The sequence below is a fragment of the Sulfitobacter sp. NFXS29 genome (genome assembly GCF_040148765.1).
Lineage (GTDB): Bacteria > Pseudomonadota > Alphaproteobacteria > Rhodobacterales > Rhodobacteraceae > Sulfitobacter.
Genome location: NZ_JAGDED010000001.1, coordinates 520,038 through 543,361, shown reverse-complemented (window position 1 = coordinate 543,361; position 23,324 = coordinate 520,038). Strand labels below are relative to the sequence as shown.

General features: G+C 61.5%; 23 protein-coding genes. 16 read left to right on the top strand and 7 right to left on the bottom strand.

Annotated features, from left to right (window positions below; all coding sequences use genetic code 11):
* Positions 1 to 26: 26 nt before the first annotated feature.
* The 3 genes from J3456_RS02725 to J3456_RS02715 are packed head-to-tail and all read left to right on the top strand — an operon-like array spanning position 27 to position 2,553.
* The gene (locus J3456_RS02725; protein ID WP_349578784.1) at positions 27 to 1,163 is read left to right on the top strand and encodes an ABC transporter substrate-binding protein; all 1,137 of its coding nucleotides are present in this window, start codon (positions 27 to 29) and stop codon (positions 1,161 to 1,163) included.
* Entirely contained in the window at positions 1,160 to 1,687 is a 528-nt protein-coding gene (locus J3456_RS02720) for a type II secretion system protein GspJ (RefSeq protein WP_259945237.1), read from the top strand. Before J3456_RS02725 ends, J3456_RS02720 begins: the two co-directional genes overlap by 4 nt.
* Positions 1,684 to 2,553 carry a type II secretion system minor pseudopilin gene (locus J3456_RS02715; protein ID WP_349578783.1) on the top strand — a complete coding sequence of 290 codons (870 nt, stop codon included), beginning with the start codon at positions 1,684 to 1,686 and terminating at the stop codon, positions 2,551 to 2,553. The genes J3456_RS02720 and J3456_RS02715 overlap by 4 nt, the downstream gene beginning before the upstream one ends.
* 88 nt (positions 2,554 to 2,641) lie before the next feature.
* Here J3456_RS02715 and J3456_RS02710 read toward each other — a convergent pair whose 3' ends face one another.
* Together J3456_RS02710 and J3456_RS02705 are read right to left on the bottom strand one after the other, a co-directional pair.
* A complete protein-coding gene (locus tag J3456_RS02710) occupies positions 2,642 to 2,839 on the bottom strand; it encodes a hypothetical protein (RefSeq protein WP_132445105.1) in 198 nt (65 codons plus the stop codon).
* Between the two features lie 24 nt (positions 2,840 to 2,863).
* Positions 2,864 to 4,489 carry a DUF4331 domain-containing protein gene (locus J3456_RS02705; protein WP_349578782.1) on the bottom strand — a complete coding sequence of 542 codons (1,626 nt, stop codon included), beginning with the start codon at positions 4,487 to 4,489 and terminating at the stop codon, positions 2,864 to 2,866.
* A gap of 236 nt (positions 4,490 to 4,725) precedes the next feature.
* Here J3456_RS02705 and J3456_RS02700 point away from each other — a divergent pair, with 236 nt between their 5' ends.
* From J3456_RS02700 to J3456_RS02645, 12 genes are all read left to right on the top strand, one after another.
* The gene (locus J3456_RS02700; protein ID WP_349578781.1) at positions 4,726 to 5,148 is read left to right on the top strand and encodes a prepilin peptidase; all 423 of its coding nucleotides are present in this window, start codon (positions 4,726 to 4,728) and stop codon (positions 5,146 to 5,148) included.
* 102 nt (positions 5,149 to 5,250) lie between these two features.
* A complete protein-coding gene (locus tag J3456_RS02695; RefSeq protein ID WP_349578780.1) occupies positions 5,251 to 6,675 on the top strand; it encodes an ATP-binding protein in 1,425 nt (474 codons plus the stop codon).
* 2 nt (positions 6,676 to 6,677) lie between these two features.
* Entirely contained in the window at positions 6,678 to 7,352 is a 675-nt protein-coding gene (locus J3456_RS02690) for a response regulator (RefSeq protein ID WP_349578779.1), read from the top strand.
* A 175-nt stretch (positions 7,353 to 7,527) separates the two neighbouring features.
* A complete protein-coding gene (locus J3456_RS02685; protein WP_349578778.1) occupies positions 7,528 to 7,926 on the top strand; it encodes a hypothetical protein in 399 nt (132 codons plus the stop codon).
* A gap of 347 nt (positions 7,927 to 8,273) precedes the next feature.
* Positions 8,274 to 9,440, top strand: a complete 1,167-nt coding sequence (locus J3456_RS02680) for a patatin-like phospholipase family protein (RefSeq protein ID WP_349578777.1) — start codon at positions 8,274 to 8,276, stop codon at positions 9,438 to 9,440.
* Positions 9,441 to 9,659: 219 nt separating this feature from the next.
* On the top strand, positions 9,660 to 10,130 hold the full coding sequence (locus J3456_RS02675; protein WP_349578776.1) for a hypothetical protein: 471 nt from the start codon (positions 9,660 to 9,662) through the stop codon (positions 10,128 to 10,130).
* Positions 10,127 to 10,951 (top strand): HTTM domain-containing protein, encoded by an 825-nt coding sequence (locus J3456_RS02670; protein ID WP_349578775.1) that lies wholly within the window; start codon positions 10,127 to 10,129, stop codon positions 10,949 to 10,951. Before J3456_RS02675 ends, J3456_RS02670 begins: the two co-directional genes overlap by 4 nt.
* Positions 10,948 to 11,280 (top strand): DCC1-like thiol-disulfide oxidoreductase family protein, encoded by a 333-nt coding sequence (locus J3456_RS02665; RefSeq protein ID WP_349578774.1) that lies wholly within the window; start codon positions 10,948 to 10,950, stop codon positions 11,278 to 11,280. Before J3456_RS02670 ends, J3456_RS02665 begins: the two co-directional genes overlap by 4 nt.
* Positions 11,281 to 11,401: 121 nt before the next feature.
* Positions 11,402 to 11,647, top strand: a complete 246-nt coding sequence (locus tag J3456_RS02660; protein ID WP_349578773.1) for a hypothetical protein — start codon at positions 11,402 to 11,404, stop codon at positions 11,645 to 11,647.
* A 782-nt stretch (positions 11,648 to 12,429) separates the two neighbouring features.
* Complete coding sequence (locus J3456_RS02655; protein WP_502989486.1) at positions 12,430 to 13,146, top strand: sugar transferase; 717 nt, start codon at positions 12,430 to 12,432, stop codon at positions 13,144 to 13,146.
* 71 nt (positions 13,147 to 13,217) lie between these two features.
* Positions 13,218 to 14,117, top strand: a complete 900-nt coding sequence (locus J3456_RS02650; RefSeq protein ID WP_349578771.1) for a CpsD/CapB family tyrosine-protein kinase — start codon at positions 13,218 to 13,220, stop codon at positions 14,115 to 14,117.
* Positions 14,118 to 14,231: 114 nt separating this feature from the next.
* Positions 14,232 to 15,533 (top strand): GumC family protein, encoded by a 1,302-nt coding sequence (locus tag J3456_RS02645; RefSeq protein WP_349578770.1) that lies wholly within the window; start codon positions 14,232 to 14,234, stop codon positions 15,531 to 15,533.
* Positions 15,534 to 15,538: 5 nt separating this feature from the next.
* On the opposite strand, the gene J3456_RS02640 is transcribed toward J3456_RS02645, so the two are convergent.
* A complete protein-coding gene (locus J3456_RS02640; protein WP_349579130.1) occupies positions 15,539 to 16,849 on the bottom strand; it encodes an oligosaccharide flippase family protein in 1,311 nt (436 codons plus the stop codon).
* 159 nt (positions 16,850 to 17,008) lie between these two features.
* On the opposite strand from J3456_RS02640, the gene J3456_RS02635 reads away from it, so the two are divergent.
* On the top strand, positions 17,009 to 18,214 hold the full coding sequence (locus J3456_RS02635; RefSeq protein WP_349578769.1) for a glycosyltransferase family 4 protein: 1,206 nt from the start codon (positions 17,009 to 17,011) through the stop codon (positions 18,212 to 18,214).
* Here the strand turns inward: J3456_RS02635 and J3456_RS02630 are convergent.
* From J3456_RS02630 to J3456_RS02615, 4 genes are read right to left on the bottom strand one after another with little or no spacing between them, the layout of a single operon-like run.
* Complete coding sequence (locus J3456_RS02630) at positions 18,211 to 19,065, bottom strand: glycosyltransferase family 2 protein (protein WP_349578768.1); 855 nt, start codon at positions 19,063 to 19,065, stop codon at positions 18,211 to 18,213. The two genes, J3456_RS02635 and J3456_RS02630, sit on opposite strands and share 4 nt — an antisense overlap.
* Positions 19,056 to 21,698 carry a hypothetical protein gene (locus J3456_RS02625; RefSeq protein WP_349578767.1) on the bottom strand — a complete coding sequence of 881 codons (2,643 nt, stop codon included), beginning with the start codon at positions 21,696 to 21,698 and terminating at the stop codon, positions 19,056 to 19,058. The genes J3456_RS02630 and J3456_RS02625 overlap by 10 nt, the downstream gene beginning before the upstream one ends.
* The gene (locus J3456_RS02620; RefSeq protein WP_349578766.1) at positions 21,695 to 22,639 is read right to left on the bottom strand and encodes a hypothetical protein; all 945 of its coding nucleotides are present in this window, start codon (positions 22,637 to 22,639) and stop codon (positions 21,695 to 21,697) included. Before J3456_RS02620 ends, J3456_RS02625 begins: the two co-directional genes overlap by 4 nt.
* Positions 22,640 to 22,643: 4 nt before the next feature.
* A complete protein-coding gene (locus tag J3456_RS02615) occupies positions 22,644 to 23,324 on the bottom strand; it encodes a 4'-phosphopantetheinyl transferase family protein (RefSeq protein WP_349578765.1) in 681 nt (226 codons plus the stop codon).

The window sequence follows — 23,324 nt, the reverse complement described above, 5'->3', positions numbered from 1 at the left end:
AGCCAGATAAATAAGGAACGCAAAAGATGCCAAAAGCACGAGCGAAACAAGCGACCGAAACCGCGATTTGCGGGGCCGGTGTGGCTCTGACACGGCGGCGTCTGTTGATGGGTCTTGGTGGGTCATCGGCGCTCTTTGGTCTGTCGGGTTGCGGCGGGCTGTCTCTGACGGGGGGCGACAAGCTGCCGCCCGCGAATGCGGTGGGTCAGGCGGTTCTGCTGGCGCCGCTCAGCGGGCCGCGTGCCTCATTAGGTCAGATCATGCTGGCCGCTGCAAGCCTTGGCGGCAATTCCACAGCAGCGGGCGCAGAGGTGGCGGTGGTCGACGCGGGCGACAGCGACGCCTCGGCGGTTGCGGCGGCCAAAGCGGCGCAGGCGGGCGGCGCGCGGATGTTCCTCGGACCGCTGTTTTCAGGGCAAAGCCGCGCCGTGGCGGCAGCCGTTGATGTGCCGGTTGTGTCCTTGTCGAACGACAGCTCAATCGCGGGCGGCAACCTGTTTGTCTTTGGCATTACCCCGCAGCAATCGGCCAAGTCGATCCTTGGGTTTGCTGCCACGCGCGGCAAACGCAGCGTTGTTACTGTGGTCCCGCCGGGCGCCTTCGGCGCGCTGTCAGCGACGGCGGCACAGGCAATGGCGGCCAGCGTCGGTATCCAAATGCCCGCCCCCGTTGTTGCGGCCTCAGCCGCCGGACTGATGGATCAGATCCGCGCGGCCAACGGCGGCGCGCTGCCCGATGCGGTCTATCTGCCCGTGGTCGGCGGCCCCTTCGAGGAACAGGCCGCTGCCCTCAAATCCAGCGGGGTGCAACTGCTGGGCTCCGAGCAATGGGCCTCGATCACCCCCTACCGGATCGCGGCGCTGCAAGACGGGTGGTTCGCCGCCCCCGACCCGGTGGGTTTCGAAGCCTTCGCCACCGCCTTTGCCGAGGTCAGCGAGGCCGACCCCGGCGTGCTGGCAGGGCTGGCATTCGACGCCGTGGAGATGGCCCGCATCCTTGGCCGGATTGCCCAGCAAGACCGCAAGGGACTGCTGCGTGAGGCGGGCTTTGACGGTGTTGTCGGCCCCTACCGGTTTCAGAAAGACGGGCAATGCAGCCGCGGCCTGGCGATCCTTAGTGTGACCAATGGCGCCAACAACCTGATCGGCTCGACCGGCGCATGACCCCTCGGCGCGACGGCATGGCCGGGGTGACATTGGTCGAAATGCTGGTGGCGCTGAGCCTTTTTGCCATGGTCGGTCTTGCCGCCTTTACCACCTTGGACACGATCCTGCGGGTGCGCGCGCAGACCGATGGGCGGCTGGAGCATCTGGCCCGGCTTGACCGCGCGCTCATGATCTTTGGCCGCGATCTGATCGAAGCCGATCCGCAGGCCGTCACGTTGGAGGCGGGCGTACTCTCGGCCCCGCTGCAAGACGGGCGCACCCTGCGCCGCTACCTGCGTGCCGAGGGGGAATTGCACCGTCAGTCGGGCCCGCAAAACGCTGACCCCGATTTGACGCAGACCCTTGTGCCAGAGGTCGAGAGCCTGACCTTTCGGGTGCTCGACGGCGGGGGCATTTGGCATGACACCTGGCCTGACCCCGCCAGCGACACTCCGGCGTCTGCCGTGGACCTGCGCCTTGAGATCACCGGAGCAGGCACGCTGCGGCGGCTGGTGCCATTAAGCCAAGTGGTGCCGAAATGAGGGCGCGTGAGGCTGGGGTGATCCTGATCAACGTGCTGGTGGCACTGGCGCTTGGCGCGGCCATTGTCGTGTTGATGTTCACCTCGCAGGAAAACCTGATGGACCGCACCCGCCGGGCTGCGGCGGCCACGCAGGCCGAAGCGCTGGCGCTTGGCGCGGAGGCATCACTGGTCGCCGCCCTGCGCCGCGACATGGAAGTGGCCCCCGAGACCGATCATATGGCCGAGCCTTGGGCGCTGGCCGCGCAGGAGGAAGTTGAACTGGAAACCGGCAGCTTCTCGATCACCGTGAATGACGCGCAGGCGCGGTTTGACCTCAATGCCTTGGCGGCGGGCCGGCTTGCGCAGCAGCAGACATTGGCGCGACTGATCACCGCGCTGGAACTGCCGGACCAAGTGGCGCTCGATATCAATGGCCATCTGATCCGGCGCGGCCCAGTGCGGGACTTGGCGGAAATCCAAGCGTTGGATGCCCAGACCCGCGCCGCGCTGGCACCCCATGTCAGCCTGCTGCCGCAGTCCGGAAATGTGAATTTGAACACGGCCAATGAGACGGTGATGGCCGTGATGCTGGGCTCGCCCAGTGCGGCGCGACAGCTTGTCAAACGGCGCGCGGCGACGGGCTTTCTTACCAAGGGCGACCTCACCGACGCGGGGATTGTGACGCTGAACGGGATTGGCTTCACCTCAGCGGTCTTTGATGTCGAAAGCCGGGCCGAGGTCGACGGTCTCACGGTCACGCTGAGTTCGCGGTTGCTGCGCCGCACGGTGCTGGGCCAAAAGGAAGTGCGCGTCATCGCGCGCAGTTTCTCGCCCCAAGGGGCAGATGCAGCCCCCCTGCCCGACCCGCCGCCCTTTCGCCCCTAAAAAACACAGACGCCAAGAAAAACGCGGCCTCCCGGGAGGGGAGGCCGCGTTTCGGGTCACTCACGCCAATCAGGCGCTTGCCGTACCCTTACGGGTTAAACGGCTCCCGTGTCGGGAACTGGGGCAACGACACCCCGGCGAGGGATATCGGCTCATCATTGCGATCCTGCGCAAAGGCACGGGCAAAGTCCGACCCCAGCGAGGCGATCCCATTGAGCCCGCTCCCGCCGCCGCAGGCGACCAAAACACCGCCCAGAAGCACAAGAATCGAGATATTCTTTAACATTGGAATTCTCCTATTCCTTTGGGTTTAGTTGTTCGGCGAACCGGCGATCGGCGTATTCAGATAGGGGAAGGACGCCCGCAGTTCGGTGGCCCGCAACGGTGCACCATCGGTGAAGGGAACTTCGCCGGCGGGTGCTGTGTCATCAGGGTCACCATCGCCACAAAGGCCGAGGTTGATGCTGTCTTCGGCACTTGGATCACCGCTGACTTCCTGACCCAGCGGCACGTTGTGGCACAGACGGCCCATCATCACACGCAGGGCAAGGTCGACCGTGTCATCGCCGGGGCGACGGCCGTTCGGGAAACCACCCAGATCTTCGGCCAGCAGGCCAAAGGTGTGCTGATCATCACGCGGTGTCGCCGGGAAGGCGGTGTTCAGACGCAGCATTTCCGACAGGTCGGTCGAAGCATCGAAACCTGCAGGCTGGTTCACACCCGGGAAACCCGAGAGGAAGGCCGTCACAAGATCATTGCGCGGGAAGTTCGACGGCGCGATGTCGCCCGAGGCACCAAGCGCGTCGCGGAACAGGATGTCCAGCAAGGCTGGCAGGGTCGGGTTGGTGACATAGACCGCGAGGGCTTCGTCGATGACCGGCTCGGCAGCGTTGAAGAGATCCTTGTCGGCCAAACCGATGACGACTTCGTTCACCAGCGGGTTCGACAGACGCGACTGCTGCACCCAAGCACCGCCAAAGAGCGAAGTCTGCTCATAGGTCGGCGACGGATCTTCAAGCTCACCCTGCGGCAGGCTCGCGGTGGTCCAGGCACCGATCACAGCTTCATCGCCTTGGGTCAGGCAGTCAATCGGGACTTCAAGTGCCAGCGTAGTGACATTGGCCTTGCCGATCAGATCGTCATTGGCGCGGTCCTGCACGATGCCGTTCGCATTGAAATCCGGGTCATTGTACTGCGGCCACATCGGGTTATCAGGGCCTTGCACGGGCACAAGGTTCACCAAGTCGAAGATCTCGCCAAGGTTCACGGCAAAAGCTTCTTCGCGCTGACCGGCAAAGACACGGCCGGTGCCACAGCCCGGAATCTCGACATTGTCGTAGATATAGGCGTCGGCATAGGCCTCGTAGTCGGGCAGTGTCTTGTTGCCGACATTGTCGAGGGGCTTGGCGAAGGTTGTACCGCCCGAGTGGGTCAGTTCGGCACGATCGCCGCTACGGCGGTCGCCGGTGATCATGGTGACACCGTAGCTTTCGGTCTCGCCCAAGGCGGCTGTGGGGTTGCTGGCGGTGATCTGGCCAGCCGCGCGCAGCGGGATGCCCACGGTCTCACCGCCGATATCAAGCTGGATACCGGTGCCGCCCGTCAGGTTGTTGTCGAATTTGAACTGGAAGGTGATCTCTTCCTCGGCGTCGGCATCGTTGCTGACGTGGATCTCATAGATCGCATCGGGATCCATGGTGAAATAGTTCGGACCGCCATAAGGGGCCTGCAAAGGCTGGTAGTTGGCGATCAAGGTCACATAGTCGCCGCGCCCTGCCTCATAGCTTTTGAACATGTAGAAATCGGTGGCGTCGATCTTTGGCTGCTCGGTGATACCGGGCGCTTCGCGGTGTGACGACGCTGATGCAAGGGTCGCTGTCAGGCACAATGCGCTGGCGCAGCTCCCTCGTAGCAGGGTACGAACAGAAATAGTCATTTGTCTCTCCCAAGTTGGCATTTTTCTGATGTAATCGTTGGTTCAACTCTCCCTGCGAACGCTGAAAAAAATGCAACTCAGTACCCGCATTAACGCAGTCACGTGGTTCGTTAAGAAAAGGTTTCATCCTTCTTGAAAAAAGTTTTGTTGCCGAAGGACGGGATGATTTGTAGGCCAACGGAATGCCTTTGAACGCGGATATGTCGCCTGCCCTATTCCTTGCGAGCACGGCCATTTTGACTGTATTTTTGGGTCTGCTGGTACGGATCGACCTGCGCGAGAAGCGCCTGCCGGACCGGTATACCTTGCCGCTCATCGTTCTGGGGCTTTCGCTAAATGCTTATGCTAGGGGCACATTACCGGTGGGCGAGATTTGGGGGGCGATTGTCGGCTATGTGACCTTCTGGGGGCTCGGCAGTTTGTTTTTCAGACTGCGAGGGCAAGAAGGGCTTGGGCTCGGCGATGCGAAGCTTCTGGCCGCCGCTGGCGCGTGGCTGGGGATTAGCGTCTTGCCGATGGTCGTGCTGTTGGCGGCGCTCGGGGCCTTGGGCTTTGCGGTTATCACCCAACGTGGACGAACGGACCAACTGGCCTTTGGCCCTTGGCTTGCGGCGGCGTTCTTTGTCTTGTGGGTATTGAGGATTGATACCGTCTGGTAGTGATCGGCAGGCCACTGTTGGAGCGTTGAACCATTGGTGTCCCTGCAAACTAACTGCACATTTTGGTGGTAGACCTAACATATGAACCCAATCCGGAAGTCATTGTTTGCCAAGATTTTCACTGCCGTCGCAGCGATTTCCGTTCTTATCGTATTGGTAATGGCACTGATGGTCGCCCTGTGGATGCGCGAGGGTTTTGCGCGCTACCTGCTTAGTGGAGAACTGGCACGGTTCGACGAGCTCGCAACATCCTTGGCTGAGCGTGGGCAGAACAGTTGGGCCGAGTTTGATGAAGACCCGCAACTGTGGGCTGCTTTTGTACATGAACATGCCCCTCGCCCAAGCCGGTCCCCGAGATTTCCACCTGAAGCCCCCCCCCCACCAAGGCCAGACAACCCACCGCCGTTTACATTAGGCGATGACAATATGAGGCTGGAAAAACGTATCGTGCTGCTTGACCGCGATGGCATTCAGATCGCAGGCCATATTGAACGCTCGGCGCTATTTGAACGACGCCCCGTATGCGCGAACAACACCTGTGCGGGCACGAACCTTCTTGGCTATATCGGATTAAACGCGCCGATGGAGCAGCGAGATGCGAGCGACACATTCTTTCTGCGCGGGCAATATGCCTCTCTTGCTCTTGCTGCGCTGATCGCCATCGCCCTCTCGGCTGCGGCTGCGTTTATCATCGCGCGCCAGTTGCTTGAGCCCATTCGGCGGTTGGAAGCCGGGGCGAAAACGATGGCGGCGGGCAATTACACGGCCCGGATCAAACAGGACAGAAGTGACGAATTGGGGCAGTTGATCGGCCACTATAACACCTTGGCGGCGACACTTGAACAAACCGCCAAGGCCGAGCGTGAATGGATTTCCAACACCAGCCACGAATTGCAAACGCCGCTTGCGGTGCTACGCGCCCAGATTGAGGCGCTACAGGACGGGATCCGCCAGCCCGACGACAAAACGCTAACCGAAATGCATGCAGCGCTCATGCGACTGTCGCGTCTCGTACAGGACCTCAAAACACTGTCCTATGGCCGCGAAGCCGAGCTGACATCGTCACTTGAACAAGAAGACCTCCCGTCCCTCGTGAGGCAGGCGGCTGAAACGATGCGTTCAAAGCTCAGCGCTAAAGGGATAAAGTTGGAGCTTAATCTGCCGACGCAGATGTGGGTTCCCTGTGACCGAGGGCAGATTGGCCAAGTCATGGATAACCTGCTTGAGAACGCCTTTCGATATACCGAGGGGCCCGGCCAGATACGCGTTAATCTGCAAGACGGCGAGGGTTTCGCGCAGCTGACTGTAGACGACACGCCGCCAGCCGCGCCTGAAGGCGATGTGGACAAGCTGTTTGACCGTTTCTACCGCGTGGAGGCTTCGCGGTCTCGCGCGCATGGGGGGGCTGGGTTGGGGCTCTCCATCTGTAGGGCCATCGTAGAGGCACATGGCGGCACCATCTCTGCTGGCCGATCCGAATTGGGCGGAGTACAAATTGTCATACGATTGCCAAAACAAGCAGTGTGACCATGGCGCGTATCCTGATCGTAGAAGACGAAATAGCGCTGGCAGAAGTCGTGCGGGACTACCTGATTGCTGACGGTATGAGCGTCGAAATGTTGGGTACGGGCGCGGGGGCCATCGCGCTTGCCCAGACAAATCAGCATGATCTGGTCATTCTGGATCTGATGCTGCCCGAGGTGGATGGCCTGACGATTTGTCGAGAATTGCGCAAAACATCCGATGTGCCGATCATCATGACAACCGCGAAAGTAGAAGAAATCGACCGTCTTCTGGGTCTTGAACTGGGGGCAGATGATTACCTGTGCAAACCCTTCTCCCCGCGTGAGCTTGTCGCGCGGGTCAGGGCGGTTTTACGCAGACGCCCTATGGGTCAGCCCGCACAAAGCCCTGCCACGAACGACCGCCTTATCATCGACGGCGACCGGTGGCAGGCAACACTGGATGGCAGCCCCCTTGACCTCACACGACGGGAATTCTCGGTGCTGCAGGCGCTTGCTTCCCGGCCAGGCCGCGTTTTCTCGCGCGATCAACTGCTTGGACTGGCCTTTCCCGACGACACAGAAGTTTTTGACCGAACCGTCGATAGTCACATTCGAAACATTCGCCGCAAAATCGCATCGGTCAGCACTTGGGACCCGATCCGCTCTGTCTATGGGGTGGGATACGCCTACGATGGCTAAAAGGGGCCGCCCCTCCCCCAACCTTTCGAGAATTGAGCCGGAAAAGCTACAGAGTGCATTTTTTCACGATCTGCATTCTCGCTGCATAATTGCTGCAAACTCACTGCTTAAAGAACATGGAAAAAGGCCCTGTGAATGGCGGCTTAACGCCACAACAGGAGAACCTACGATGTTCATGGATAAACTTAGAGCACAACGCGAACAGGCTGCGGCCCAACGAAAGATCCCACTTTACCGGCCCACAGTACCCCGCATCAAAGACAACCAAAGCATCATCCTCGCGATCACCTTCGCCGCTGTGGTTCTGGGCGCGCTTAATATTTCCGCCGTGCGCGCTGAAAGTGCTTCGGCAACGGATCAAGGTACCGTTTATGCGCAATCTGCGCCTTCCGGTCAGAGAGAACGCGCAGGCCGCCCGCCGCGCGAGGCTATTGAAGCTTGCGAGAATGTCGAGCCACAGTCTGCCTGCGAGTTCTCGGGCCGTGATGGCAGCACCGTTCGGGGCACCTGTATGTCCCCCAAAACCGATGTGCCACTTGCTTGCGCCCCTGCCAATATGCCGAAGAAGGGTTAGGTCGCGCTTCACCACGCGATTGCGATGCGGCAACCCTCAGAGGGTTGCCGTATTCTCCGTGTCTTGCAGAGAAACGGATGTGCTGAATTGAACCTCCGCCCCACCTTTGCACGGGCTTGCTTATGCGCGCCTCACTTAGTCTCGTTCGAGCGGTTTTGGTGCATTCCGACATAGACAAACCGATCGCGACTGCGAGCGCTGAGCGTCCCCTGACCGTGAATTTTACGCTTGAGGATGGCACTGCATTCGCCCGCTATCAGATCACGGCGCCCGACCACTAAAACCATCGGACTGAAACACAGCTTACCGAGCAAGGCCAATCGCTCGGTGCCTCTGAGGGAATTAAGATGTTTTGCACGAAACCAAACAGAGGCATTGTGGGTCGCCGTTCGTTTCTCATAGGCCTTGGAGCCACCGCCCTTTCAGCCTGCACGAGCCCCGTTCAGACGCCTTTGGCGACGCGCGGCGAAACGGACAATGACCCGCTATCGCGGTTTCGTCTCTTTGCCGATGATGGGCCGGATGAATGGCGCAAACACCTGCATCCCCCGTCGTCTTTACCGGACCCCTCTGCCGGGCCGAACGTGCTGGCCCTATCCGGCGGCGGTGAGGACGGTGCTTTTGGGGCGGGCGCGCTTGTAGGCTGGTCCAAGCGCGGCGACAGGCCCAATTTCGATTTGGTGACCGGCATTTCGACCGGTGCCCTCATCGCTCCATTCGCGTTTATGGGACAGGATTACGATAATGTTCTGACGCGCGTTTTCACCGAAAGCGACGCAGGTGACGTCATGCGGATGCGGCCATTTCAGGCGGTCTTCAGCGACGCGCTATATGACACCGCGCCGCTGGCTGCGTTGATCACCAAGCACACCCCACCCTCGTTTCTTCGTGCCATCGCGCAAAAGCACAGAACGGGAAAAAGCCTACTCATTGTCACCTCGGAACTTGATAGTGCGCGGGCCTCGGTCTGGGACATGGGCGCCATCGCAGCCGCTGGGCAATACGAGCTGTTTCGCAGCATCTTGCGCGCCTCGGCCGCCCTGCCGGGGCTCTTTCCGCCGGTAAATCTGCGATACACCGCGGGGGGTAAAACCTATGCGGAAACGCATGTCGACGGGGGCGTACATATGCAGTTTCTGGCGGTCCCCAACTTCGCGTTCACGATACCTGACCACAGGCTGCAAGGCGGGCATATTTACGTCCTGATCAACAACACGCTTAATCCGGCCCCTGAAACAATAGGAAGATCCGCGTTAAGCATTTCGCAACAGGCACTCACGACCACAGGCCGAGCCAACGCATTGCTGCAAGTCAACGCGACACAGCTTTACGCGCGCGAACGGGGGCTACGCTTTTCGGTAACATCAATCGATCCGAAATCTGGGATCGTCTATGATCCGTCGGATCGGTTTTCATCAACCTATATGAACGCTCTTTATCTGCACGGGGCAGAGCGGGCGCAGAGCGGTACACTTTGGACGAACGCAAAGGAGGAGTGGCCGCCACAACAGTAGCACTGAGAAAATTCAACTGCGTCCGAAAATCATCCCCGCCGTTTGCCAACGTAAACTGTTGAGTTTCCAGTGACTTATCAAGCACCCAACTGCCCAAAACCGATGCAATTTCTATGTTTCCCAACCATGGCTCACATTTTGCCCAATTTTCGTCCCGATTTCTTAACATGGTTGTGCGAAACCTAAATACTGGCGCAACCAGTGAAAGAGACCGCAGCAATGACCCATGCACCCACACCAGAAGCCGTGTCACGCCCGGAGAGTGGGAAACATTCGATGTTGGCGCGCCACATTGCTTTCGGTTTGTTTGCTGTATTGATCTATCTGGGCCCGGCTCCTGGACAGATTTTCGGCTCCCATTCGCCATGGCTGCGCGAGTGGGTCATGTTCTCCGGGGTGGGGGTGGGCATTCCCAATGGCCGCTTTGTCGTGCGACATGAGGATGGTGTCGAAACAACGCACACCCCATTGGAAGCGGCAAATATCGAGCAATACCCGTTGATTTTGCACTACCTTTTCGAGAATCGCATTTTCGCGACAGAGCATTTCGCTCATTTTGCCGCGCCCCTATGCGCAACGGTACCGGAAACAAGCACGGTTCGTTTCGAAGGGGCGGTCGGAACCCGTCAGGGCTGGCAAGCCTTAAAGATCGAAAATATCTGCACCTCCAGCGAAGGAGAGAAACCATGAACGCTGGAGTGATGTTGCGCGACTTCGTCGCTTGGGGCCCGGACGCCACTGGTCCAACGCGGGCAGTTGCGCTTTTGCGAATTGGGCTGGCAACCATGGCAATTGTCCGCTTCGGTGCCGAAGTCGCACCCTTCGCGGCGGAGACATTCAGCGAACTGCTGCTGGGATTGGTCTTCTTTGTCTTTGCAATCGCAGCCTTGCTGGGCGTCCGCGCCAGACTGTCAATCGGTCTCCTTGGGCTGACAATATTTCTTCTATACGGGATGAGACAAGCGGGCCTCGGAACCGCGGGTTGGAATCATCACCATGTCTATCTTCTTGGCATCTCTTGTATTTTCCTCGTGTTTACGGATTGTGGCCGGTCTTATTCCTTTGACCGTTGGACGGCCATCCAAAGCGGAAATCGGGTTCTACCTGAACACGGCATCTTGTGGGGGCAGCGCCTGATCGCCCTGCAAATGTCGGCACTCTATTTCTGGACCGCGGTGGACAAGTCAGACCAAGCCTTCATTTCAGGACAAAGGCTCGAACAGATTTTCGTTTGGAGCTATTCGGGTCGCACGCTTGAGATACTTCTCGCTTCTCCCAGGCTCCTTGCGTTGATGTCCTGCGCCGTCTTGGTCGTCGAATATTTCCTCGCCTATGCGATCCTTACCCGGCGCCATCGCGCAACGGCCATATTCATCGGGTTAAGCATGCATTCCACGTTCTACCTGTTGCTCCCGGTTAGCACCTATTCAGCAACCATGATGCTGCTATACCTTGCGTTGTTGGACCCGCAATCCGTCCAAAAATTCACAAAGAGGATGCAAGAACCATGACGCCTCTGCGGATCGTCTACGATGGTGAATGTCCTTTTTGCGCAAACTATGTCGCGCTGCTTCGACTTCGGGAAGGCCATGCCGTTGAACTGATCAATGCGCGCACCGATCGTACCAAGGCCAATAGTTATGGTCTGGATCTGAACGATGGGATGATCGTCGATCTTGACGGTGAGGTTTTCCATGGCGCGAAAGCTGTCGCCCTGCTCTCGCGTCTGTCGCGGCGGCGAGGGGTGTTAAGTTCCGACCGCGCGGCGAAGGCGGTCTATCCGGTTATGCGGTTTGGTCGGGCGGTAACACTTAAGGTTTTGGGCCGGAAACCTCTCTGACCCGTGCCGAGCGAGAACGGTGACACTGCTTTGCCCGTAGGCGACGCCGTTAAATGCCCACGCGCGCCCCTATGCCAAAAACTGACGCGGACAGCGCAGGTCACCGGTTCGGGTGCTCTCATTGACTGGTCAACGCAGCGGCAAAGGTCGCGGAGGCTACTGGGACATCGACCAGCACAGTATCCGTCTGATCGACCAGCCTATGGCGAAGCCCCGACATACCGGCGCGGCACAAAAATTTCGACGCGCTCGGGTGAATGGGCGGGACGGCTATACAGTCATCTTCGACGACTTCGACCGGCCGACGCCTTCGGACAAGGACCTGCTGCGTTCCGACGGAAAACGCGTCGTGAACGGCGATAGCTGAAGCAGAGAATAGACTTCCGTTGGGCTGTGTGGCGCGGCCACCGACCTATCGTCGGTGGGAATAAGAGGCTGCCGTTCAGCTGCGTGGCGGGGCAAACTCATCTTTATCCAAGGTGTCCCTGTCTCTCGTTTGAACCCAGTAGTTCTTGGGTCTTCAGTATTTTCCTTGGTCCGCACCAACCCAAGGCCCACAAGCAACCGAAGAATCCTCCGAAACTTTTGCTGCCAATTTGGATGAGTTCGCGCCCAGACATCCACTTCCTGCGCCCAACTGTCGCCCATTTATCGCCCTAACATTTTTGTGAGGGTTCTGCGGCAGGCGACCGCAGGCGTCCCGATATCTTATCCCGCCACAAGTGCCTTAGTGTAGGAGATGCAAGCAGCCAGTACACGGAGCGCATCGCGGCACAGCCCTAAAATAAGAGACATTTATAAGCAATATCAATCCCTTGAGGTTCCACTCCCACTCATCAGCGCTCCTCTCTTCGCAGCATGCCTAGCATCGTCCGCGCCCGAGACCCCCGCCTAACCCCTACAGTTCTCTCGCTAATTTCTGCCAAGCCCCTCTCCTGCGAAACAGTCTGTTTCTGAGAAAATGGATCGAATAAGGCGAAAAGGTGGTAACAAATGATACATATCCTACCTGAACGTATAGGCCGCCTAGGCCGTTGAGACAAAGCGGGGCGAAGGCGCCGTGGGCCGGACAGGTCCGATTGAATGCGAATGAACCCTGGGGGGTTTGGAATGAAGTATTTTGACGCCCACAGCCATGCCTATGGCTCGATGGAAGCCCTCGCCGGCCCGATGTTGGGCCGCACGCAGCCTGCTGCTGCGGGTGCCGCCGCGCTGCCCGCGCCGCGCGCTTTGGCGGCCTTTCGTCTGCGCCCTACCGGCCTTTATGGGCGCTATGCGAAACCGATTATCGACCGGCTGCTGATCCTTGCCTCCCTGCCCATCGCGCTGCCGATCATCGCCCTTTGCGCGCTGGCGCTTTGGATTGAAAGCGGGCAGCCCTTCTATACCCAGCAGCGGCTTGGGCGGGGGGGCAAACGCTTCTCTATCCTGAAACTGCGCACCATGGTCCGTGATGCCGATGCCGTGTTGGAAAGCTACCTTGCCGCGAACCCGGCGATGCGGGCCGAATGGGACGAGATGCAAAAGCTGAAGGACGATCCGCGCATCACACGGGTTGGCACCTTCCTGCGGGCAACCTCGTTGGATGAGCTGCCGCAGCTTTGGAACGTGCTTAAAGGCGACATGAGCCTGATCGGCCCGCGTCCGATGATGCCCGACCAGCTTGAGATGTACGGCGAAGCGAAAGCTTATTTCGCCCTGCGCCCCGGCATCACCGGGTTGTGGCAGGTCTCGGCGCGCAACAACAGCCGCTTTACCTACCGCAATGAGGTCGACGCCGCCTATCGCCGCAATCTGTCGCTGCCGATGGACTTGACCATTCTGTTCAAAACCGTTGGCGTCGTCTTGCGCCGGACCGGGTGCTGAGCGATGCTTGCCGCGCCCGGCAACAACGAGAAAATTAGCGCTTCATGTTCAGAAAATCGAAAGGGAAGACGATGAAAGATCTCTACGCATCCGACGCCCTTGGCGCGGACAACAGCGATGTGTCGGCGCAGTTCGGCGGCCCGGGGATGCGGCACAGCATCCGCCCGCGCCGCACCGTGATCGACCATGAGGATGAGTTCGACGGCGATCTTGCGTCTGAAGAGACGTTGCCCACCGCCGCTCCGGCCGTGTCGCGCTATATCGGCGACGACCGCGCGCGGCGTTGGCAAGACCTGCCCATCGCCACCCCCGGCCCCGGGGGGGACATGCCGCTGGTCGACGATCACCGCAACAGCGCCGCTGCGCGAGCTTTTGACCTGCTGCGCACGCGCCTGCGTCAAACCACGCTAGAGCACCGCTGGGTCAATATCGCCGTCACCGCCCCCACCTCGGGCTGCGGCAACAGCTTTTCGGCGACCAATCTGGCGCTGAGCCTGTCGCGTGTGCCGGGATCGCGCACCGTGTTGATGGACATGAATATGCGCAGCCCCGGTCTGGCCCGCGCATTTGACCTGCAAGCCCCCGGCGCAATGAGCGACCTGCTCAGCGGGCGGGCCGATCTTGGCAACGGGATGCTTCGGGTCAGTGACACGCTGGCCCTCGGCCTGAATGATCAGGCCGAGGTGAACGCCGCGGAAATCCTCCAAGACAGCGCCACCGCCGAAACACTGCTGCGCCTGCGCGCCTCGCTGCAGCCAGAAATCGTTCTTTACGACATGCCGCCTATGTTGGAGCATGACGATCTGTCGGCATTCCTGCCGCAACTTGATGGTGTGTTGCTGATCTCAGACGGGACGCAAACCATGGCGCGTCATCTGCGCGAATGCGAACGTATGCTCGAAGGCCAGGTGCCGCTCTTGGGCATCGTGCTGAACCGTGCGCGCGCGTCCAGCCTGCCGAAATATGCCTGACACCCCCTGTCGCTGCCCCCTCTAGCGCCCTATTATCGCCCAAGTCTTCTGGTCTAGGCAGGGAAACTCCGCCGGGCAACGGTCGGGGGCTTTAGGCAGATTGGAAAGAGGCACATGGGACCGATCTATACATTCGATGACATCATCGACATGCTCCGCCGTCGGGCGGGCGTGATCATTTTGATCACGCTACTGGGCTGCATCGCCTCGGTCTACTGGGCGCTGTCGACGCCGCATGTTTACCAATCTTCCGAAGTCATTCAGATCGAACAGCCCAAGATCGCCAATGATCTGGCCCCCTCTACTGTAGAGGGGTCATCGGCGCGTCGTCTGCAGTTGATCGAACAGCAGTTGATGGCCCGCGGCACTCTTGTAGACATGATCCAACGCTTTGATCTTTATGACGATCTTACCGCGCTGCGGATGTCGGAAAAGGTTGATCTGCTGCGCCGTTCGGTCACCATCACCGGCGTCGCTGCCCCGCGCGAGGGCTTCGCCGATGACGGCACCATCTCTGTCATGACCTTCACCGCCGAGATGGACAACCCCGCCGATGCGCAGGCCGTGGCGCGCGAATTTGCCGACCGCACCCGCCAGATGTCGGCGGCCCAACGCCAAAGCCAGACCCAAGAGACCTTGGAGTTCTTTCAGCGCCAAGAGCAGAACCTGATCCGCGACATCTCTGAACTTGAGGCGGAACTGGCCGATTACCGGGCCGAGAATGATCTGTCTCTCGAAGGCAGTCTTGAGTTTCGCCGCGGTGAAATCAGCAGCCTGAACGACGCCCTTCTTGAGCTTGACCGCGAGATCATCGCCACCCGGCTGGCCCGCGACCGGGTCAACCCCGACGCCCGCGCCGCCACCATCGCCCGCGAACAGGCCGAACTGGACGCCACGTTGGAAAGCCTCACCACACAGCGCGATTTGCTGCAAGAGCAGCGCGAAACGCTGACCGCCAGCCTGCAAACCTCACCTGAGGTTGAGCGTGAACTGGCCCGGTTTGATCGTCGCCTGACCCAGCTCCAAGACCAGTTGGAGGTGATCACCGCCCGCCGCAATGAAGCGGAGGTGGGGTTCTCACTCGAATCCGATCAACGGGGTGAGAAACTGATCACGCTGGAGCAGGCCGAATTGCCGGATTACCCCGTCTCTCTCAGCCGCAAAAAGCGGGCGGCGATAGGCGGCATGGGCAGCTTCGCACTTGCCCTGATCGTGGCCTTCTTGCTGGAACTGCGCCGTCCGGTGATCCGCTCTTCCCGACAGATGACGCGCGAGACGGGGCTCATCCCCGTCGTGTCGATCCCCGACCTCAGCCCCCGCGAAAAGCGCCGCACCTTGGGCAAAGTATGGCAGGAACGCTTGAAGGCAGGGAAAGAGGGTCGCGCCGCGCGTATGGCACGCAAGCAAAAGAGCTGATCCGCTCAGACCGTGGCGCTGAGCCCCAGTACCCGGTCCCAATGCAGCCAAAGCGCCAGTGCGCCAAGCACGATCCCCAGCAGGGCAAAGATCAAATCATGACGCGCGTCCCAGACGCCATGCGCCCGCGCGAGCCAGATCAGCACCAGATGCGACAGCGCCATCGCCGCGCCTAGGCCAATCAACGCACCGGGCAGCCCGGCGGCGATCACCCCCGCCAACAGCAACCCAATCTGCAAGCTGGCCCGCGAGGCCGAGGAGATGAAAAAACGCCGCGAATCCCCCGCCGCAAGCGCCGCTTGGTCATAGGTCATCCCGATCACCTGCGGCATCAGCGCCAGCGCCAGCATCACCAGAATTGCGCCGCTTTGCAGATAGCGTGGGTCATAAAGCACCGAGACCAGCCACGGCCCTGCCAGCGCCATCACGGCCAAAAGCATCAGCAGCCCGCCGCTCAGCCCATAGCGCATCCGCCGCAGCTTGGGATGATCACCGCCCCCGGCCTCGCGGTAGATCGGGATCATCACCCGCCCGGTGACGTTCTGCCCCAAAAGCAGCGGAAAGCTCGCCAGGAAGTAACCGATATTGTAGATCCCCAAACCTTCGAGGGAGAGGAACTTGCCCAAGATCGCCTTGTCGCCCTGACTGGCAAAGAACCAAAACATGGTCGACAGGAAAATCCATTTGCCGAAATGCACCAGCTCTCGCACCGCAGGCCGTTCCCAGCGAAAGCGGTTGCCCGGCCCCGGCAGGAACGCATGGGTCAGCGCCAGTTTCGCCAGCGCCCCCACCACGCCACCGACCACCAGCGCCGCCACGGATTGATAGAGCACCGCGCCCGCGATCATCACCACGATGCCGATCACCTGTGACCCCAGATCCAGCAGTGTCAGCCGCCCCATTTGCAGGTGCCGGTGCGCCGTCTCGATCCGCGTGGGATTGAACCCGGCGACCACAAGGCTCAGCGCCGCGATGGGCAGATAGGTCAGCAGCGAAGGCTCATCGTAAAACGCCGCCACTGGCCATGTCAGCGCACAGGCCGCCAGCCAGAGGCACAGCCCCCGGATCGCTTGAATCGTCCAGGCGGTGTCCAGAAAGTCGCGATCGTCTCCGCGTTTGCTCTGTGCGATGGAGGGGGCGATGCCAACGTCCGAAAACAGCGTCAACCCGACGATCACCATCTGTATCAGCGCCATCAGGCCAAAGGCTTCGGGGAAAAGCAGCCGCGTCAGGATCAGGTTCGAGGCCAGCCGGATCGCCTGCGACCCGCCATAGCCCAAGACGATCCATGAGGTTGAGCGCAGCGCCCGTGCCATCAGGCGATTGCCCGTCACCGCTTGGGAAACCTGTGAAAACACCCGTTGCTGCGCCTTTGCCAATTCTTTGCGAGAGACTAAAGGCTTGCCCGCCCTTGTGCCAGTGGCAAGCGGGCGGGTAACAAGGTTTATCAGCCCCAAGCCAAGGCCGCGCCCCCCGTGAAGATCGCCTATATCCTCAACACCTACCCGCAGCCCTCGCATTCCTTCATCCGGCGCGAGATCGCGGCGTTGGAGGCGGCAGGCCATGAGGTTCTGCGCTTTGCCATGCGCGGCCCCGATGTGCCGCTGGTCGATGCGCAGGACAAGGCCGAAGAGGCGCGCACCCACTATGTTCTGGCCGCTGGCGGGGCCGCCCTTGCCCATGCCAGCCTGCGCAGCCTCCTGCGTTCGCCCCGCCGGTTCGGCAAAGCGCTGCGCCAAGTCTGGCAGGCCGCACGCCGGGCCGAGACGGGGATGGCCCGCCATCTGATCTATCTGGCCGAGGCGTGCTATCTGCAGGCGCAGCTTGACGGCAGCGGCACAGAGCACCTGCACGCTCATTTCGGCACCAACGCCACGATGGTCGCGATTCTTTGCCACCTGCTTGGCGGGCCGCGCTATAGTTTCACCACCCATGGGCCCGAGGAATTCGACAGCCCCCGTGCGCTGTCACTTGGCGCGAAAATCCATCATTCGGCATTTGCCGTGGCGATCAGCCAGTTCGGGCGCAGTCAGCTTTGCCGATGGGCCGACCTAGCCGATTGGCCGCGCATCAAAGTTGTGCATTGCGGCATTGAGCCCGCTAAATTCCCTGCCCCCGACGCCCTGCCGGATGGCCCGCGGCGCCTCGTCTCCATCGGGCGTTTTGTGGAGCAGAAAGGCCAGCTTGCCCTGATCGACGCCATGGCCCGGCTGCGCGACAGCCACCCCGATCTGCATCTGACGCTGATTGGCGACGGCCCATTGCGCCGCGCGATTGAAGCGGAAATCGCCCGTCACACCCTGCAGGATCGCATCACCCTGACCGGCTGGGTCGACGAGGCGCGCGTCACCTCCGAACTCAGCGCTGCCCATGCGCTCGTCATGCCCAGTTTTGCCGAAGGTCTGCCCATGGTGGTGATGGAGGCCATGGCCGCCGCCCGCCCGGTGATCGCCACCTATATCGCGGGCACGCCGGAATTGGTGCAGCCCGGCCAGACCGGCTGGCTGGTGCCCGCAGGCGATGTGGCGGCCTTGGCCGAGGCGATGACCGCCCTGCATGACGCGCCGCTCTCGACGCTGGAAGAGATGGGAGCGAACGCCCGCGCGCGGGTCTTCGCGCGCCATGATGTGTCCCGCGAGGCGGCCAAGCTCGCGGACCACATGCAAGACGCCGCCCGCTAGCGCCCCCGCACCCAGCGGTTTGCGCTGCGAAAGACCGGTGCGTGGATCGTCAGCCGCACGGCGACAAAGACCAGCGCCCCCAAAGGGTCCGCCAGCGCGCGCCGCCAAAAGGGCCGCATCTGGTCATGCGCGTCATCATTGCGCATCAGGTCGGGGAAAAGCTGCTCGACCTCGGCCACGCCAATGTCTTGCCGCCGCCGCACCCGTACCAGCGGCGCGAAGCCTTCGATCATGGGCCAATAATAGTGGGCAGGCACCGCGATGCGTTCCTCGGGGCGGAAGTTCAGCCGCGCGAAAGTGTCATCCGAGATGATGTCCGGCCAATCCCCCCAACGCGCCCGCCCGGCGCGGTTCATGGCAAAGACACCAAACCCCGGCACGCCATGGGTCATGAAGCCGGTGGTCTGCCAAAACCGCGTGTAATGGCGCGTCACCCAATCGCCTGAGGTCGTCACCTGCGGCATCCCGCTGGCATAGCGCGGCGCATCCTCGGCCAGTGCCTCGGCCAGTTGCGCCAGCAAGGGCGGTGAGACCAGCACATCGGCGTCGAGATAGACCAGCGCCTCCCCCCGCGCCGCAGCCTCGCCCGCATTCAAGGCACCGAGCTTGCTGCCTTGGGTCAGTTCCAGCACCCGCAACGCCCAGCCTCGCGCCTCGAACGCGGGGGCCTTTCTGCGGGCCAGTTCTGCGGTGTCATCCGTGCAGCCATTGGCCACGACGATCACCTCCACCGGCCCCGCCACCGGGTCAGCGGCGCAGAGCGCGTCGAGGCAGGCGGGCAGCCAGTCGGCCTCATTATGGGCGGGGATCAACACGCTCACCCCTTGGAACGCGCCTGCTGCTACTTCCATGCGTTCAAAGCGTCCCAACGCGGATTTTCATCCGCCAGATAGCGCAGCGCGCCCCACGACCCCCATTTCGTCGGGGCATAGACATCCGAATAATGGGTGAACAATTGCCCGCCGACAGCCAGCCAGCCTGTCATCAGATCGGTATAGAGCGCACCCATTTGAGGCGCGTAATTGAGATGGTGAAAGAAGGCGGTCAGACTTTCGTCATTCACCTGCGCCCCAAGGCCAACCACATGGCTGCCGCCTTCGTACATCACCAGATCTAGGTCATGCGCCCGCGCCACGGCGGCATGATAGGGCCAGACACGGCCAATAAGGTCGGTAAGCGTGTCGTTTTCAAGCCCGCTGATGCCACCGTTGCGCAGGTCTTTCGCCGCACGGGCAGTGGCCGCGTCAAAGCGGTGGGTCTTGATATAATCGTCCAGAGCGCTGCCGCCTAACCCTTCCGCCTCCCCCTCGGCGCGGGCCAATTCGAGGCTTTCCGACAGCCAATCCTTGACCAGTTCGGCATTGTCTTCCAGCCCCAGCACCCCACCAAAATAGCCGGTGATCGCATAGGCATCAAAGGCGGTGGCGGGCGCGCTGTTTCCTGCTTTTTCAGCCTGGTAAAGCGGGGCTTCCAAAGCCTCACGCTCAAGCCCAAGCCAACCGGTCTGGCTCGCGATTACATTGCGCAACCGCGCCTCAGCCTCACCGCCGAAGACATCCGTCCAGATGCGCGCCACTTCGGCGGCGCGCAGGCCATAGAACTGCATCCCCTTCTCGGCCTCATTCCAGCGGGCCTGCGCCATCTCATCCGCCCATTGGGTCTGGGCGAATTGCCAATTCCACACCTCGTTGGAGAATTCCACATAGGCTTTGCGGTCCTCGTTCAGAGCCTCTTCGACATAGGTCGCGAACGCGGTCACATAGCCATCATCCGCCAGATGCGGCATGTTGAACCACGGGTCGATCCCCAGCTCATTGGCCAAGGCGACCATGATTTCTGCCGGGACACCGCGCAGGGCATAGGTCACATCCTCGGGGCGCGGGCGGTCCTCCCACGCGGCGATGGGGCTGTCGTTGGTGCCCATCCAATCCATGAAGCGCAGCACCTTCATCCCGGTCAAATGCTGCGTCCAATCGGGGTTGAACCGCGCGCCAGCGTCGAAATCGACGGCGCGGTCTTCGCGCACGACGGTGATGTTGCGCGGCGGATCGCTGCGGTGCATGCGCTGAATGCGAATGTCGACACTGCCCGGTCCCGGCGCATAGTCGAACCGCACCTCGTTCTTGCCATAGCGCACATTCTCGGCCCGGCCCGTGACCTCGATCACGCCCTGCCCCTCAAAGCGAAGCAGATAGCGGCCCTTGAGCGTCGTCGCCTGCGGCGGCATGTCTGTCAGGATCAATGTGCCGATGCTGCCCAAGGCGCGGGGCATCTTCACCGGCCAGCCTTCGGCATCAAGGTAGCCACCCTCAATCAGTTGCGCATATTCCATCCCGCCAAAGCGCCCGGCCAGATGGCCAAGCCACGGGCGGGCGGTTTTCATCAGGTCGAGGAAAGGGGCCTGCACGCTCCAATCGGCGATAGCGGCAAGGCCGATGCCCATGTCGCGGGTGCCTGCGACGGCATCCTGCGGCGGTGTGATCTTGAACGGGGTGTTCGCAACCGGCGTGACAGGCACTTCGGGCTCATCTGGGGCGGGCGCTGGCTCATCGCGGGCAGGCGTAGGCTCATCACGGGCAGGCGTAGGCTCAGGCACCACGGGCGGGCCGGTGGGCGAAATCGGGGCGGTCTGTGCATTGTTTGCGGCGGCAGGGCGCGTGGCAGGCGGCACCGGCACCACAGCACTGCCCTGATACTCTCGCACCGCATCCCACGCCACACGCTGAAGCTCCCGCGCGAGGTCGGGGGTGGGCGTGTCAAACGCCTTGCCCCAACGGTCATTGAAATCCGTCGGCAGGCCCAAGGGGTCTTTGCCCGTCAGCGTGGCATATTGCACCATGGCGACAAAGTAGTGGCCCAGATCGTTCAGGTGGATGTCATCGGCAAAAAGCGCGTCGATCTCATTCAGCCCCGGCACACGTTCGGCGGCGATTTCATCGTAAAGCCGCGCCATCGCTTGCCCGGCGGGGATCACCTCAATCGTCGCCGAGTCAGAGCTGCGCCCATCGCTCACCGCCGCCGCGATCCCCTCCCATGCGGGCAGATCATTCTGCAACCGTTCGCGCCAAGGGATATGGGCGTGGTCGTCATAGGCCACTGCCTCTCCGCTGCCGCTTTTCAGCGAATGCCATGTCTCTTGCAGATAGACCTTCACCGTCGGATTGGCCGCCGCAGCAAGGCCAAAGAAAGCCTGCGCATAGACTTCGGTATCCGACCAGCGTGTGTGATTTGCCAGCGGGATCGCCTCGGTCAGGATCAGATGGGTGGTCTGCCCTTCGGGCAAGACCGTGCGGGCATCGACACCCTCGGCCCGGTCGGATTCGTCCCAATTATAACGCAGAGGCGCGCCGTTGATGATCTGCGCGCGCACCTCGCCCTGCCCCACCCCGGCGCGCAGCGCCTCTTGCAACATATCCGGCCCGTCCGCCCCAAAAAGGCTGTGGCCCACCATCAAGACCGAGAACAGCCCGCCCAGACCGCTCATGCCGCGACCCCGCTGTCGGGATGGGCGCGGACCACGTCCCAGACCACGCGCTGCATCAGTGCTGCGGCCTCTGCACTTGGTGTGTCAGCCGGGGTACCATCCGCACGGGTCAACTGATGCGGCAGCCCCGCCGGGTCGCGGTGATAGAGCGTTGCGTAATGGGTCAGCGCCACAAGATAGGCCCCCTGATCGTTGAAGTGAATCGTATCGCGGCGGCCCTGCTCATCGCGCGAAAAGAGGTCCTGCAAGCTGTTGATGCCGCCCACCCCTCCGGCCGCATCGACCGCGCGGGCAAAGGCCGCCAAGGCCTGCCCGGCGGGGATCAGATGAATGGGCACCTCCGATTGCTGCAACGCGGGGTAGATCACCTGCTGCCGCCAGTATTGATCAAGGTCACGGTCGATGCGGTTCAGCCAGCCCTTGCTATCGTCAGTGTGATGCCATGTCTCATAAAGATAGACGTGGGTGTCGGGCCGGGCCGCCTGCGCCAGATCGGCCCAGCGGGCAAGGTAGTCGGGGCTGTCGTGGTAGCGGATGGCGTCGGCAATCTCGACCATCTCGGTCAATACCACAGCGTCGTAATCGCCCGAGCCGATCGCCGCCCGGGCGGGCCGGTGCTGCGCATGGTCATTAGAGCGCTCAAACCCGTTCACCGGCACATCCGGCTCCCAATGGTCGCGCAGCGAACTGCCCCAGCCGGTCTGACTGTGATAGCTGTGCCCCGCCCCCGCCATCTGCGCCAGCATCGCGGGCATGTCTCGGCCCACCAGTGAATGCCCCAGATGGTAGACCTGCATCGGCCCCGTCGGAGGGGTCAGCGGCGCGGCATAGAGTTGTTCCGCGCTGTCCTGCACCTGCGCCCGGCGTAAGGCCCAAGTCCCGCCGCCGAGGCTGGCAAGAGCGGCGCCCCCCAGAAAGGCACGGCGAGAGAGTGCGACCATGAGATCAAGCTCCTTTGCGATCAATCTGCCCAATCGCCACCCCGCTGACAAGGTGGCCCGCCACCGAAACGATCCGCCCCGGCAGCTTCTCGCCGCGCTTAAAGCGTTCAGTGTCTTGGGTAAATTGCGCGTCAAAAGCGGGGTTTTCGGTGGATAGGGTGACGTCCAGCCGATCAAAGCCAAAGAGCGTTTTGGTGAGCGGATATTGCGCCTTATAGGCCGCCTCCTTGGCGCAGAAGATGCGTTTGGCGACGGCGAGATCAGCGCCCCCGAGGCGGGTAATCTCGGACGGAAGACAGATTTCTGCAATCAGGTCGTCGGGCAGCGGGCTGTCTTCTTCGATGTCAACGCCCAGTGCCATCGCATCAGAGCACCGCGCCAGCACGGCGATGCACCACACATCGGAATGGCTGATCGAACCGGTCAGGCCCTGCGGCCAAACCGGCGCGCGGTCGGGGCTGGCCAGCACCGGCGCTGGCGGGTGGCCAAGGGCCTGCATCGCCTCGCGTGCGGCGTGGCGTCCGGCGGTGAATTCGGCGACGCGCTTGGGCCGTGCACGTGCTATGATGGCGGCTTCATCCCCCAGCAATGGCGGATGGGACCTGTCGATCTGTGTTACAGCAACGGCGACTGGCAGATCGAACAGACTGCGAACTGCGGTTTTGATCTCAGCCTCTGTCGTCAC